The 13160-nt window shown below is 70.5% G+C and carries 8 protein-coding genes; 3 read left to right on the top strand and 5 right to left on the bottom strand.

All coding sequences use genetic code 11. The features are described 5' to 3' along the window. Positions 1-22: 22 nt before the first annotated feature. From E4T13_RS25750 to E4T13_RS25740, 3 genes are all read right to left on the bottom strand, one after another. A complete protein-coding gene (locus tag E4T13_RS25750) occupies positions 23-1393 on the bottom strand; it encodes a calcium-binding protein (protein ID WP_137181221.1) in 1371 nt (456 codons plus the stop codon). A gap of 167 nt (positions 1394-1560) precedes the next feature. Next, positions 1561-2661: a PAS and helix-turn-helix domain-containing protein gene (locus tag E4T13_RS25745; RefSeq protein WP_170985253.1), complete on the bottom strand. Its 1101-nt coding sequence runs from the start codon at positions 2659-2661 to the stop codon at positions 1561-1563. 145 nt (positions 2662-2806) lie between these two features. Continuing rightward, positions 2807-3265, bottom strand: a complete 459-nt coding sequence (locus E4T13_RS25740; RefSeq protein ID WP_137181219.1) for a hypothetical protein — start codon at positions 3263-3265, stop codon at positions 2807-2809. Between the two features lie 357 nt (positions 3266-3622). Between E4T13_RS25740 and E4T13_RS25735 the strand changes: the two genes are divergently transcribed. The 3 genes from E4T13_RS25735 (at position 3623) to E4T13_RS25725 (ending at position 7629) form a co-directional block, all read left to right on the top strand. Further along, positions 3623-4873, top strand: a complete 1251-nt coding sequence (locus E4T13_RS25735) for a peptidoglycan DD-metalloendopeptidase family protein (protein ID WP_137181218.1) — start codon at positions 3623-3625, stop codon at positions 4871-4873. A 192-nt stretch (positions 4874-5065) separates the two neighbouring features. Next, entirely contained in the window at positions 5066-6448 is a 1383-nt protein-coding gene (locus tag E4T13_RS25730; protein ID WP_137181920.1) for a S41 family peptidase, read from the top strand. 47 nt (positions 6449-6495) lie between these two features. Further along, positions 6496-7629 (top strand): divergent polysaccharide deacetylase family protein, encoded by a 1134-nt coding sequence (locus E4T13_RS25725; protein ID WP_137181217.1) that lies wholly within the window; start codon positions 6496-6498, stop codon positions 7627-7629. Between the two features lie 9 nt (positions 7630-7638). On the opposite strand, the gene E4T13_RS25720 is transcribed toward E4T13_RS25725, so the two are convergent. Continuing rightward, positions 7639-8868 (bottom strand): multidrug effflux MFS transporter, encoded by a 1230-nt coding sequence (locus E4T13_RS25720; RefSeq protein ID WP_170985252.1) that lies wholly within the window; start codon positions 8866-8868, stop codon positions 7639-7641. A 40-nt stretch (positions 8869-8908) separates the two neighbouring features. Beyond that, the gene (locus E4T13_RS30320) at positions 8909-13018 is read right to left on the bottom strand and encodes an ExeM/NucH family extracellular endonuclease (protein WP_206030311.1); all 4110 of its coding nucleotides are present in this window, start codon (positions 13016-13018) and stop codon (positions 8909-8911) included. Positions 13019-13160 lie beyond the last annotated feature (142 nt).

The following is a 13160-nucleotide window of genomic DNA, read 5'->3' as shown; positions in this document are numbered from 1 at the left end:
CGCCCCCGATACGCCGGTCGGGTCAGCCGAAGATGCTGCCGCCGTTGCCGTCGTAGACCTTCGTGCCGAGGTCGAAGATCACCTCGGCGAACTCGTTGATCCCGAAGGTCGCATTCCCGTAGCTGCCGGGCGCGATGTCGATGATCAGGCTCGCGGTGTGGGCGAGGAATGCCGCCTCGCTGGTGTAGACTGCCAGCGCGCCGCCATTGAACAGCTGCCAGCCATCGCCCTCGACCTGGCCGAAGACCTGCAGGATCAGCGCACCATTGCCGCGCAGGTCGATGTGGTCGGAGTTGGTCGAGTTCAGGTCGCCTGCATCGAAATAGGTGAGCAGGTCGCGCTCGGGGTTGCCGCCCGGGGCGCCCAGCGACTCCCACTTGAAGAAGTCAGCGTCATTGTCCTTGGCGACGATGACACGGTCGTTGTTGCCATCCGACAGGATGACGCAGTCCTCGCCCGAGCCGTCGCTGATCGTGTCCGCGCCGCCGCCACCGACGATGGTGTCGTCGTCCTTCCCGCCATCGAGCGAATCGGCGCCGCCGCCGCCATTGATGTCGTCATCGCCCCAGCCGCCGAGCACCGTGTCCTGGCCGCCATCGGTGGCGATCGTGTCATCGCCGGTGCCGCCCTCGACATAGTCCTTGTGGGCACCGCCCGAGATGTCGTCGTTGCCGTCGCCGCCATACACCTCGTTGTTGCCGTCCCCGGCGTCGATCACGTCGTTGCCGTTGTCGCCATAGATCGTGTCGTTGCCGCCGAGCGCCACGACGGTGTCGTTGCCCTCGCCGCCGGACACCAGGTTCCAGCCGCCGCCGGCATTGATGTCGTCATTGCCGTCGCTGCCGTACATCGTGTCGTTGTGGGTGCCGGCGGTCATGGTGTCGTTGCCGGCGCCGCCATCCATCAGGTTGGCGCTGAGCCCGCCATCCATGCTGTCGTCGCCGTCCTCGCCATACATGGAATCGGCGCCGTCGCCGCCCAGCATGGTGTCCGCGCCGTTGCCGCCGAGGATGGAATCGGCGCCCGCGCCGCCATCGAGGTAGTCGTTGTTGTCGTAGCCGTTCAGCGTGTCGTTGCCCTGGGCGCCCAGGATCTTGTCGACATTCGCGCCGCCTTCGATGAAGTCGTTGCCGGCGCCGCCATTCGCGTCGAGCATCGCCTGCAGCGTGTTGCCGCCGATCACCGTGTCGGCGCCGCCGCCGGCCTTCACCACGATGGTGGTGAACTCGGCAAGGCTCAGCAGGTCGAAGTCGAAGTCGCTCGCCAGCGGCGGGCTGTTGCTCGTCTCGGCCGCCTGGATGATCTGGTCGGAGATGTCGACCATCTCATCCGCCGCGGTGCCCTTGAGCTGGTACTTCAGGAAATTGATGGGCTTGAACTTGAAGAATGCCATGAGACCCGTCTCCTGAGTTCGATGGGATCTCTCGTGCCAGGACTGGCGCGGGAGGCCGGCAGCGAGAACTGACCGGCTGGATCGAAGTCTAGGAGGCGCCCGCTTTTCGTTGCGGCCTGAGGATGGATGGGAAGACTGTCCGCGTCGGGCGCAAATACAACCGTCGCTTACACCGATTCTAGCGACGGCTCGGCCCGTTCCGCGCTGCCCGGATCGTCGGAAAGCAGCGCCAATGCGGCGGATACGCCGAGCAGGCGCACCACAGCCTGCACCCTGTTGGTAACCCCGAGACGATCATAGATGCGGCCGAGATACCCGTTCAGCGTGTGCGGACTGATGCCCAGCCGCGTCGCCATGTCCTGCGTCTCCGTCCCGCGGCAGAGCAGGGTTGCGACCTCGGCCTGCACGCGCGTCAGGCCGAGCACGGAGCTCAGCGTATCGGTGTCCGGCAGCGGCGTGTTCTCGCGCGGCGCGACGAGCACCACGGCGGTTGCGCGGCCGCTTCCCGTCCGCAGCGGATGCAGCTTCGCCGCCGTCGGACCGGCGCGGCCATCCAACCGCAGCGCGCGCGGCCGGCCGCTGGTCGCCGTCGCCTCCAGCACGCGGCTGAAGGCCTCCGCGCCGACGCCCTGCGGCAGAACGTGCGAGCCTGCGCGGCGCAGCGGGCCATCAACCTGGGTCAGTGCCGTGCCCGCCGCATTGGCCCAGACCAGCGTGGCATCGGTGCGCAGCAGCAGCAGCGGCACCGGCGCGTTGCGCAGGATCGCGGCCGCCGCCAGCGCGCCGCCCGACAGCGCGCGGCTCTGGAAGGAGAGGGAGAGCGCACCGGCCAGCGCCTTCAGTGTCAGCAGGTCGCTGCGGGAGAAGGTCCGCTCACCTTCCGCGCGATAGGCGAACAGCCAAGCCGCCGCGCCGCCGCCATAGGAGATGTCGGCGAAGGCAGACGGACCCAGTCCGTTCGGCACCAGCCAGCCATGATGGAAGGAGGAACGCTGCAACAGGCCGCCGCCCACCAGGGAGGTACCGCGCACCGCCCGCGCTTCCACCGGCCCGCCCAGCGCGGCAAGGCAGGGGTCCATGCGATGCCAGTGCCGGATATAGGCGTCGATGGCGTCGGGCTCGAGACCGTGGCTCACCACGATCGCCGTCGCCCCCCCCAGCCGGATCATCACGCCCGCCGCGCGCAATCCCAGCCCCGCAGTTGCATCAACCAGCACCGGGCGCAGCGACTCGGAGCCCCAATGACCCGGTTCACAAATCTCAAGCATGGCGGCCTCATTCCGTAAGGTCGGCGTTGAAGACATGCCATTCGTTGGATGTCGCGGCAGCACCGCACGGCGAAGGATAGCGCATCGATCATATCGATGCGCGCATAAAAATTCCGGAGCGAAACTCTTTGGATTGCGTGCGTCGCTAGGAATTGACGCAGAGGGCTATCGTTACTGTCCGGAGAATAGCCCGTGCCGTCAGCAATTCCTGTGGTGTAAGCGCAACCGATTCCCGGTATACAACCATTTCGAGCGTGCCATGATGGCAGGTCGCCGCGACATGTCCGACCCACCCTGAGGCCGGGTCCTGCATGCAGTGGGTCTCACCAGCAGCCAGCCTCGGCAGGCGCGAAATGTCCGGCAGGCGGCCGTCGCCGACGGTCAGCAGCACCTCCGCGGGTCCCGCGGCATCAGGGCGGAAGGTCAGCGCCAGACCACGCGCGCAGAGCGCCTCGCAGAGATCGGCGAGTGCCGGGGCAAGGCCCGCGGGAAAGGGTGGTTGCATTGCCCTGCGCCGTTCATCACTGGGTTGAACAATGAACTTTGTTTTCTTGGCCGGTAGTTGCACGCAATCGTGAATATGCGGCACCCGGGGAGCCGTCATCCGGAACGCATCGATCGGGAGGTCTCGCAGGGCCGGGGGGGCCAGCCAGCGCGGGCCGAAGCGATACGAATTCGGCAGGTCGCGGTCAACATTCCTGTTTCACCCAATCGCAACGTCCTGTGGCAAAGCGAAGGCGACGATTGCGCACGCCCCGCCCCCCGCCACCTTTCGCCCGGGGCCGATCGGCTCCGCGGTCACGCTTTGCCACGATCGGCAACGCCGCGTTCCTTGCGCGGAGCCCATCCGGGCGCCGAAACTGCGGCGCCGCCGGAAGGCAACGGGAGTCGGATCGCGACCGCACGCATGCAGCAGGATCAGCGCAGCGCATCATCGGGCCGCCAGCCGGGCGGGAGGTTCATGCAGGCCTCCCTCCTCGCGCTGCTGCTCGCCCTGCCCGCCGCGCCCGCCCTGCCGCAATCGGCCCGCGACGTGCGGGAGGCCGAGCGCGTCGCGGCGGAACGGCGTCGCGCGGCAGACGCCGCCGAGGCGGCGGCGCGGCAGCGCGCCGAGGAGGAGGTCCGCCTTGCCGACCGGCTGGTGGACGCCGCACGGCGCGCCCAGCTTGCCGAGGAAGCGCTGACCGAGGCGGAATCCCGCGCCGCTGCGGCACGGCAGGCGGGCCAGCTCGCCGCCGCGGCAGTGCGCAGCAAGGCCGAGCAGCTCCGCCCCGTGCTGCCGGTGATGCTCCGTCTCGCCATCTGGCCCGCGGAGACCGTGCTCGCGGTGCCCGCCGAGCCGGAGGAGGCGCTGCGCGGCGCCCTGGTGCTGCGCGGCCTGGTGCGTCGGCTGGAGGACGAGGCTGCCGGCCTGCGCGAAGCCCAGCACGAAGCGGCCGAGGCGCTGGCCACGGCGCGCCGCGAGGAGGTCGCCCTGGCCGAGGCCGAGCGCGAGGCCCGCGCCGCCGAGGCGGCCGTGGAGGCCGAGCTGGCCGAGGCGCGCCGGCTGCGGGCCGCCGCCGAGGAGGAACGGGACGAAGCCGCCGAGCGCGCCCAGGCCGCCGCCGGCGAGGCGCGCGACCTGGCCGAGGCGGTGCGGCGCCTGGAACGCGAACAGGCCAGGCAGGAAGCCCGTGAGCGCGCCAACACCGCCGCCCGGGCCGCCGCCGAGGCGCGCCGCCAGGCCGAGGCGGCCCGTGAGCGGCGCCTGGCCGAGGCCGACCGGCGCGCGGCGCGCGATGCGCCGGAATCGCGCCCGGAGTCGCGGCAGGAAGCCGCGCTGCCCCTGGCATCCCGTTTGGGCCGCGCCTTGCCGGTGGCGGGGCGCGTGGTGACCGATTGGGGCGACCGGGTGGCCGGCGGGCCGCATCGCGGGCTGACCTTCGCCGCCGCGGGCGGCGCCAGGGTGGTCTCTCCCTGCGCCGGCCGTGCGGTCTATGCCGCGCCTTTCCGCTCCTACGGGCTGTTGTTGATTGTGGATTGCGGCGGGGGATACCATTTCGTCCTGGCCGGGCTCGACCGGCTCGACACCGCGGCGGGCAGGCGCCTGCTGGCGGGCGAGCCCGTCGGACTGCTAGGGAGCGCTGGCAATGGCGGCGCCAGGCTCTATGTGGAGTTGCGTCGGAACGGGCAGCCGGTGGATCCGCGCCCCTGGTTCGCGGCGCGCGGGTGACTGTCGGGTGATCGGCCCGATGGATGTGTATAGTGTGCAAGCGGGCGCCCCCCGGCGCCTGCGCAGGGATCGGAAGGTCGCATGACCGGCATGTCTGGACAGGGTTCGTCGCAGCGGCGTGACGCCAGGGTTCCGAGCGTGGAGGCCACGCAACCGGCGCCCGCCGGCGGCCGGCGTCGCCGGCTGCTCGGCATGGGCGCCATCGGTGCGGCCTTCCTGGCCGGGGCGGCGATCGGACCGATCATCGCCGTGCCGACCATCCAGGCCTTCGCCCAGGACAGCGGCCGGGCCGAGACCTATCGCCTGCTGAACCTGTTCGGCGACGTGTTCGAGCGCATCCGTGCCGAATATGTCGAGCAGGTGAACGATCGCGACGTGATCGAGAGCGCAATCAACGGCATGCTCCAGGGCCTCGACCCGCACAGCTCCTACATGAACCCGCGCAGCTTCCGCGACATGCAGGTGCAGACGCGCGGCGAGTTCGGCGGCCTCGGCATCGAGGTCACGCAGGAGAATGGCTACGTCAAGGTCATCTCCCCGATCGACGAGACGCCGGCGGCCCGCGCCGGGGTGAAGCCGGGCGACCTGATCACCCACATCAACGGCCAGTCCACCCAGGGCCTGACCCTGCAGGAAGCGGTCGAGCAGATGCGCGGGGAGCGCGGCACGCAGATCCGCCTGACCATCCGGCGGGAGGGCGAGCGCGCGCCGGTGGAACTCACGCTGACCCGCGACGTGATCCGCCCGCAGGTGGCCCGCTTCCGGCTGGAGGGCGGCGACATCGCCTATGTCCGCCTCACCGCCTTCAATGAGCAGACCGAGGCGGCGCTGCGCCGCGCCATCACCACGATGCGTCAGCAGGCCGGCGGCAACCTGAAGGGCCTGATCCTGGATCTGCGCAACAATCCCGGTGGCCTGCTCGACCAGGCGGTGCAGGTGGCCGACGACTTCCTCGACCAGGGGGAGATCGTCTCCACCCGCGCCCGCCGCGCCGAGGATGCGCAGCGCTGGAACGCCCGGGCGGGCGACATCGCGCAGGGCCTGCCGATGGTGGTCCTGATCAATGGCGGCTCGGCCAGCGCCTCCGAGATCGTGGCCGGCGCGCTGCAGGACCACCGCCGCGCGGTGGTCATGGGCGTGAAGAGCTTCGGCAAGGGCAGCGTGCAGACCGTCATGCCCATCCCGGGCAATGGCGCGATCCGGCTGACGACCGCCCGCTACTACACGCCGTCCGGCCGCTCCATCCAGGCGACCGGCATCGAGCCCGACATCGAGGTGCTGGCCACGCGGCCCGATCCCAATGCCCCGCATCGCGACCGCGAGGCCGACCTGCGCCGAGCGCTGCGCAACGACAATGGGGAACGCACCACCGAGCAGCAGCCGCCGGCCACGCCGCCGCCGCCGCTGAACCTGCCGGCCGGGGTGCAGGACCGGGTCGTGAAGATGCCCGCCGAAGGCGCGCCCGCCTTCGATCCCACCAAGCCGGAGACCGACCATCAGCTCCAGCAGGCCGTGCAGTTCCTGCGCAACCTGGCATCGGCCCAGGGCGGCCCGCAGCGCCGCGCGCAGCGCTGAGGCGGCCGGGCTGAGGCGCTTCCCCGCGGAGAACGGGGAATGAGGGAATGAGGCTGCTCGCGCTCTTCTGGGCGGTGGTGCTGCTTGGCCTCGCCGGCGGCGCGGGCGTGCTGCAATGGCTCGGGCCGCCCGATGCCGCTCCGGCGGCCATGGCGCCTCAGGCCGCGGAGCCGCCGTCCGCGCCCATCGCCGCGCCGACGGCGGCCTCGGGAGGACCGTCAGCGGCATCGGTGCCGCCCAACCAACCGGAACCCCCTTCCGCGCCGGCCACGCCGGTGGCGCAGCCCCTGCCAGCCGCCCCGCCGCTGGCGCCCGAGCCACCCCCGCTGGGCGCCGCCCAGGCGCGGCTCGTCACCTCCGATCCCGTGATCGCACCGCCCGATCCGGCGCTCCTGGAACCGTCGCGGCACGGCCCCGTGCCGCGGCTGGGTCCGGAAGGCCGGTCCGCCATCCGCACCTATGCCCGGCCCTTCGATCGCGAGGACCGCCGACCGCGCGTGGGCATCATCATCAACAACATGGGCCTGTTCGCGCAGCATTCCGAGGAGGCGATCCGTCGCCTGCCCAGCGGCGTGACGCTCGCCTTCAGCCCCTACGGCCTGCGCCAGGAGCCGCTGCTGGAACGCGCCCGCGCCCGCGGCATGGAACTGCTGATCGCGCTGCCGCTGGAGCCGCAGGGCTACGGCGCGCAGGCCGATCCGGGCGAGCGCGCGTTGCTGACCAGCCTGACCGTGGGCGAGAACCTGGATCGGCTCGACTGGTCGGTCTCCCGCATCCAGGGTGCGGTGGGCGCCATCGGCGGCCTCGGCGGCATGCGCGGCGAGCGCTTCGCCGCCAATGCCGAGCTGCTGGGCATCGTGCAGGCCAACCTCACCCGCCGCGGCCTGCTCTACATCGACCCCCGCCCCGGCGCGCCGCAGCCCGCGCGTGCCTTCGGCCGCAGCGTGGACCTGCTGCTGGACGAGCCCTCCGCCGTGCGGGTGGAGGTCGAGCGCCGCCTGACGGAGCTCGAGGAAATGGCGAAGCGCCAGGGTTCCGCGCTGGGCCTGGCGAATGATCCGGTGCCCTCCGTCGTCGCCGCGATCGCGGCCTGGAGCGCCGGGCTGGAATCGCGCGGCGTGGTCGTCGCACCCGTCACGGTGCTGATCCGCCGTCCGGCCGAGCAGGCGGCGCAGCGGTAGGCCGGCGGGCTATCGCGGCGAGACGTGCCGCACCGCGCGCAGCGCCAGCAGCGCGCCAACCCCGCATCCCGCCATGGTCAGCCCCGTGCCCACACCGGCGCCGAACTCGACCAGGCCGACGACGAAGCTCATCAGCGCGCCGAACACCATCTGCATCGCGCCGACCAGCGAGGAGGCGGTGCCCGCGAGTTGCGGCCGGGCGGAGAGCGCGCCGGCGATGGAACTCGGCTGCGTCATGCCGTTGCCCACCGCGACCAGCCCCATCGGCAGGAAGAAGCTGAGGATGTGCGGCGGCAGCGCCACCAGCAGCAGCGTGGCCAGCAGCGATCCTGCCGTGCAGGTCACCACGCCGATCTCCAGCAGGCGCAGCGGCCCGAGCCGCGCGGCGAAGCGTCCGGCGATCCAGTTGCCGAGCGCGAAGGCGATCGACACGGCGGCGAAGGCCAGGCCGAAGGTCACGGGCGAATAGCCCATGCCCTGAACCACGACATAGGGCGCGCCACCGAGGAAGGCGAAGAACACCCCCGTGGCGCAGGCCGTCAGCGTGGCATAGGCACGGAAGGCCGGCACCGCCCAGAGGCTGCGATAGGCGCCCCAGATCGCGGCGATGCCCGGCAATCGCTGCGGCACCGCCAGCGTCTCCGGCAGGCGGAACCACGCCGCGAAGGCCAGCGGCAGCACGAAGGCCAGGCAGGCCAGCATGGTGCTGCGCCAGCCAGCGATTTCATCGAGCAGGCTGCCCAGCACCGGCGCCAGCATCGGCGCGATGGTCATGCCCATGGTGACGTAGCCGAGCACGCTGGTCGCCTGCTCGCGCGACCAGACGTCGCGGATCACGGCGCGCGCCAGCACCACGCCGGCGCAGGCGCCCACCGCCTGGAAGCTGCGCGCCACCACCAGCCCGAGCACGCCATCGGTGAGCGCCGCCGCGAGGCTCGAGACGGCATAGACCGCAAGCCCGCCCATCAGCAGCGGCCGCCGGCCGAACCTGTCCGAGAGCGGACCGTAGATGAGCTGACCGATCCCGACCGCCAGAAGATACAGCGTGACGGTGAGCTGGATGGTGGCGATGGAGGCGCCGAGGTCGCGCGCCATCGCCGGCAGCGAGGGCACCACGATCTGCATGGTGAAGGGGCCGAGCCCGATCATGGCCACGAGCAGCCAGATCGGCGGGCGCGGGCGGGTGCTCGCCGCGCCGGTGCCGGCCTCGGCCCGTTCGGAGATGTCGCGGGGGCTCACGGAGCGGCAGGCTAACCCGGCCCGCCGCCCCGCGCCATGATCAGACCAGCGCGTCCAGCGCGTAGCGGATGCCCGCAAGCTGCACGAACTCGACGTCGAACAGCTCGTCCGTGCCTTCGGTCAGCGTGCTCACCCGCACCCCGCCGGCGATGGCGGCGAAGGACACATCCTCGCGCGCGTCGGCATAGATCGCCATGTCGTGGTCCGACGCCGTGCCGTAGAGCAGGTCGTCGCCCTCGCCCAGCACCACCTCCGTCACCGCCCGCGTGTCGAACTGCGAGAGGCCGAAGACCGGCGCCGCATAGGCGCGATCGGCGGCGCCGAGCCGCACGATGTCGTCGCCGGCGCCGGCATCGACGCTGATGAGGTTGCGCGCGCCCGTGTTGCTGTCGATGCCGACCGTGATCGCATCGTCCCCGTCGCCGGTGGTCACATCCGCGCGCTTCGTGCCCTGCAGCGCGATCGTCAGGTCCGCCATGGCCTCGGCGAGGTCCACGACCACATGGACGAAGTTGTCCACCGACAGCGCAGTGCCGTCGAAGCTCTCCACCACCAGGTTCTTCCAGCTGTTCCAGGTGCGGAGCAGCTCGATCGAGGCTTCCTGGCCGCTCTCGTCCCAGGTCACCGTCAGCAGCGGATCCGCGCCGGCGCGGCGATTGCCGGAATTGTCGCTGAAGGCGATGCCGTGGATCGCGAAGTCGCCATCCTCGGCGGAGATCGTCACGCCGTCCTCCGCCAGCGGCGCGTCCGCGTCGCGCGTGTCGGTGAGGCTGACGCCGCCGGTGGTGTCGTCGCGATACGCGATCTCCGTCACCTGGCCGCCGAAGCCGGCGATGTCGCCCGAAGGCGTGCCGGTGCGGAAGATGTCGAAGGTCAGCGTGGCCGCCACCGGTGCTGCCGCGAAGTCGAAGCCGACCACGAGCGGATCGTGGTCCGAGGTGCGGAACGGCACGGTGCCGTCGAAGATCGCCGGGTCGCGGCCGAAATCCAGGTTGTAGTCCAGCGCATCCGCCTCGTCGGCATTGATGTGCCAGGCCGCCGCACCCGCCACCTTCGCGGCCAGGGACGCCGAGGCGAGCGCGTGGTCGAGCGAGCCGGTCAGCCCGTCGAACACATAGGAGTACTCGCCGGGCTGCTCGAGATTCACGTAGCCCGCGGCTTCGAGCAGCGCGATCGGGTCTTCCTTTGCATAGGCGTTCAGGTCGCCGATGATCAGCACGTCGGCGTCATCCGCGCCGGTCGGGTCGGTGGCAAGCCAATCCACCAGTTCCTGCGCCTGCTGCACGCGCGTGGCGTTGGAGAAGCCCTGGCCGTCGCCCAGATCGGCATCGCCCGGCAGGCCGGCGGCGCTGCCCTTCGACTTGAAGTGGTTCACCGTGACGGTGAAGACCTCGCCGCTGCCGAGATCCTCGAAGCTCGCCGCGATCGGCGCGCGGCCATCCTCCGCGATCAGGCCGCTGTCGAGGATGGCCACCGTCGTGCCATCGGCAAGCTGCACCGCATCGTTGCGGTAGATCAGCCCGACGCCGATCGCGTCGGTGCCGACGAACTGCGTATCCGGGTTCACCCAGGACCAGGCATCGTCGCCTTCCAGCGCGTTCAGCCCGTTGACGATGTACTCGATGGCGTTGCCGGAGGAACCGGGCGCGAAGTCGTTCTCCAGCTCGATCAGGCCGATGATGTCGGCGCCCAGCAGATCTAGCGTGGTCAGCAGCTTCTCCGCCTGGCGGAGGAACTCCTCGATGCTGTTGGCGCCACGCGGCTCCAGGCCGATGGCGGTGGTCGCGCCGTTCGCATTGAGCGTGGTGAAGAAGTTCAGCACGTTGAAGGACGCGACCTTCAGCGTGCCGCCGACATCCGGCGGGGACTCCGGCCGCGCATTCGCCGTCTCGAAGCTGTTGGCACCGTCCTCCGTCGCGCGCACGCGCCAGGTGGCGCCGCTGGCGGCGTTGCCAGCCCATTGATAGTCGAGCACGCCGGTCAGGCCGGTGACGGTGTCGCCCATGCGCGGCGCGTTGGCGGTGGCATAGGTGGGGCCGAAGCCATCGAGCGTGCCGATCGGGCCGTTCTGGATATTGAGCCCATCGTCATAGGTGATGGTCCGCGCGCCAACCTCCTGCAGCGCCGCCTGGTAGCCGGCGGCATCCGGCGCGTTCTCCTGCGTGAACTGCACCGGGCGGTCGCCGGCGACGAGCTTGATCTCGTTGAAGCGGTCCAGCTGGAACTGCTCGGTGACGGTCAGCACCTGCGGGAAGACGACGCGCATGCCCTCATAGGCTTCCAGGTCAGGCTGGATGTCGTTGATCTGGCTGAGCGTGGTGCCGGCGGCGGGCAGCAGGATCTCCGCGGCGGTGGGCAGCGCGTTGCCCGCGCTGACGACCGTGATGCTGGCCGCGCTGATCTGGGTCATGCCGAAGAACTCGGACACCGTGCCGGTGACCTGCACGCGGTCGCCGATATTCACGTCGCCGAGCACGCTCGCGCCCTGGAAGACGAAGATGCCCTCGGAGGTCAGTGCGTCGGCGTCCGCGTCGGCATCCTCCTCCTGCAGGTAGAAGCCCTGCAGGTTGCGGCTGGCATCGCCGTCGCCGTTCTGGAAGTCACCGACGACGATGGCGTCCACCGTGACGGTCTGGCCGACCAGCGGGCTTGCCGCGCCCGCGCCCTGCACGGCGTGGATCTTCGTCAGGTTCGCATCGTCGTTGACGATGGTGCCGGCGCCGACGGCATCGCCCAGCGTGGCGCTGCCGACGCTGTTCACCAGGTTGGACAGCGTGACGGAGAAGGTCTCGTTCGCCTCGAAATCGGTGTCGCCGTTCAGCGTGACGGTGATGGTCTGGCTGAGCGCGCCGCCGGCCGTGAAGCTCAGCGTGCCGCTCGCCGCCTCGTAGTCGCTGCCCGCCGTCGCCGTGCCATCGCTCGTCGCGTAGTCGAGCGTGAAGGCGCCGCTGTTGTCGCTGCGCTCCACCGTGAAGGTCAGCAGCGTCGTGCCGGCATTGCCTTCCGCGATGGCGGCGTCATTGATGGTGATGCTGGCGCCCGTGGGCAGGGCGTAGGCCTGGTTGGGCGCGCCCGGCGTGTTGATCGCCTCGCCCACCACCGGCGTGCCGGTGAAGCCCGGGATGCCGGCCAGATCGAAATCGTTGCGCACCCAGTCTGCGCTCGCATCCGTGTCCGCGCCGTCGGGGATGCGGCTGGCGCCGCCGGGCGCGAAGCTCAGCCCGTCATAGGCCACGCCAAGCACCGGCGCGCCGCCATAGGTGATGTCGCCCGCGCCGCCATCGTTCACCGCGACACTATCCAGGATCGCGGTCCAGGGCGTCGTGTCGAGGACGCCGTCATTGTCGGCGTCGAGGTCGGTGCCGACCGTGCCGCTCCAGTCCGAGACCAGCAGCAGGGTGACGGTGCCGTTCTCGAAGGTGTTGGCGGCGACATTGCCGAGCCAGTAGCCGGCGGCGTCTGTGGTGCCGACCTGCAGCACGCTGTCCACGGTGCCGGCGCTGCTGCCGGCATCGCCTTCGATCTGCAGCAGGTAGAGCGTGGAGAGGGCGGTGTTCGCCGCGGCCTTCACCTCGACATACTCGACATCGGGGCCGGTGGTGCTGAAGCTGAACTCGTTGATGACGGGCATCACCACCGCGGCCTGGAAGGTCTGGCCGGCATTCACCGCGCCGGGGCTGTCGTCGGTCGTCGCGGCCCAGGTGAAATCCTCATAGGCATCGCCGGAGCCGACGAGATGCAGCGAGGCGCCGACCGGGGTGCTGCCGCTTTCCGCCACGCCGACATCGGTGCTGGTCAGCCCGTCCGCCGCCCCGCCGGAGGCGGTGAACACGCCTTCATAGCTGAGAAGCTGCACGACAATGCCGTCGCCATCCACCAGGGCGAAGCCGTCATTGCCGCCATTCTGCAGCCCGTCCTGCGGCAGGCTGAAGGACAGCGCGCCGAAGCCGTTCTGCTGGTCCGGGATGACGCCTGTCAGTGTGATTGTGCCCGGCGAGGTATACACAACCGCCGCGGTCGGCACGGTGCCATTGTAGCGCACCAGCGCCCAACCGCTGAGATCGGTGCCGGCAGCGCCTGCGATCTCGATGAATTCGCCGCTGTCGGCGCCAGCGTTGTCGTAGTGGAACTCGTTGATCCAGGCAGCCATGTCGGATGCTCTTCCCCAGGGGTCGTCCACCCGTTACCGCACCGCGATGAAGCCCGGAAGGCGATTCCTTAACGGGACGATGACGACCTGCCGGGATCCCATCGCGCCACCGCGCCACGCTCGCCGGGATTTCGGCCGCTCG

Source organism: Roseomonas sp. AR75, from assembly GCF_005222815.1.
Taxonomy (GTDB): Bacteria; Pseudomonadota; Alphaproteobacteria; order Acetobacterales; family Acetobacteraceae; genus Falsiroseomonas.
Note: the sequence above shows the minus strand (reverse complement) of the source record. Positions and strands in the feature narration are given on the sequence as shown.

What these genes read in the sequence shown, in the direction of transcription:
- E4T13_RS25750 (WP_137181221.1), bottom strand. Translation starts at nt 1,393, where the DNA reads ATGGCATTCTTCAAGTTCAAGCCCATCAATTTCCTGAAGTACCAGCTC.
- E4T13_RS25745 (WP_170985253.1), bottom strand. Translation starts at nt 2,661, where the DNA reads ATGCTTGAGATTTGTGAACCGGGTCATTGGGGCTCCGAGTCGCTGCGC.
- E4T13_RS25740 (WP_137181219.1), bottom strand. Translation starts at nt 3,265, where the DNA reads ATGACGGCTCCCCGGGTGCCGCATATTCACGATTGCGTGCAACTACCG.
- E4T13_RS25735 (WP_137181218.1), top strand. Translation starts at nt 3,623, where the DNA reads ATGCAGGCCTCCCTCCTCGCGCTGCTGCTCGCCCTGCCCGCCGCGCCC.
- E4T13_RS25730 (WP_137181920.1), top strand. Translation starts at nt 5,066, where the DNA reads ATGGGCGCCATCGGTGCGGCCTTCCTGGCCGGGGCGGCGATCGGACCG.
- E4T13_RS25725 (WP_137181217.1), top strand. Translation starts at nt 6,496, where the DNA reads ATGAGGCTGCTCGCGCTCTTCTGGGCGGTGGTGCTGCTTGGCCTCGCC.
- E4T13_RS30320 (WP_206030311.1), bottom strand. Translation starts at nt 13,018, where the DNA reads ATGGCTGCCTGGATCAACGAGTTCCACTACGACAACGCTGGCGCCGAC.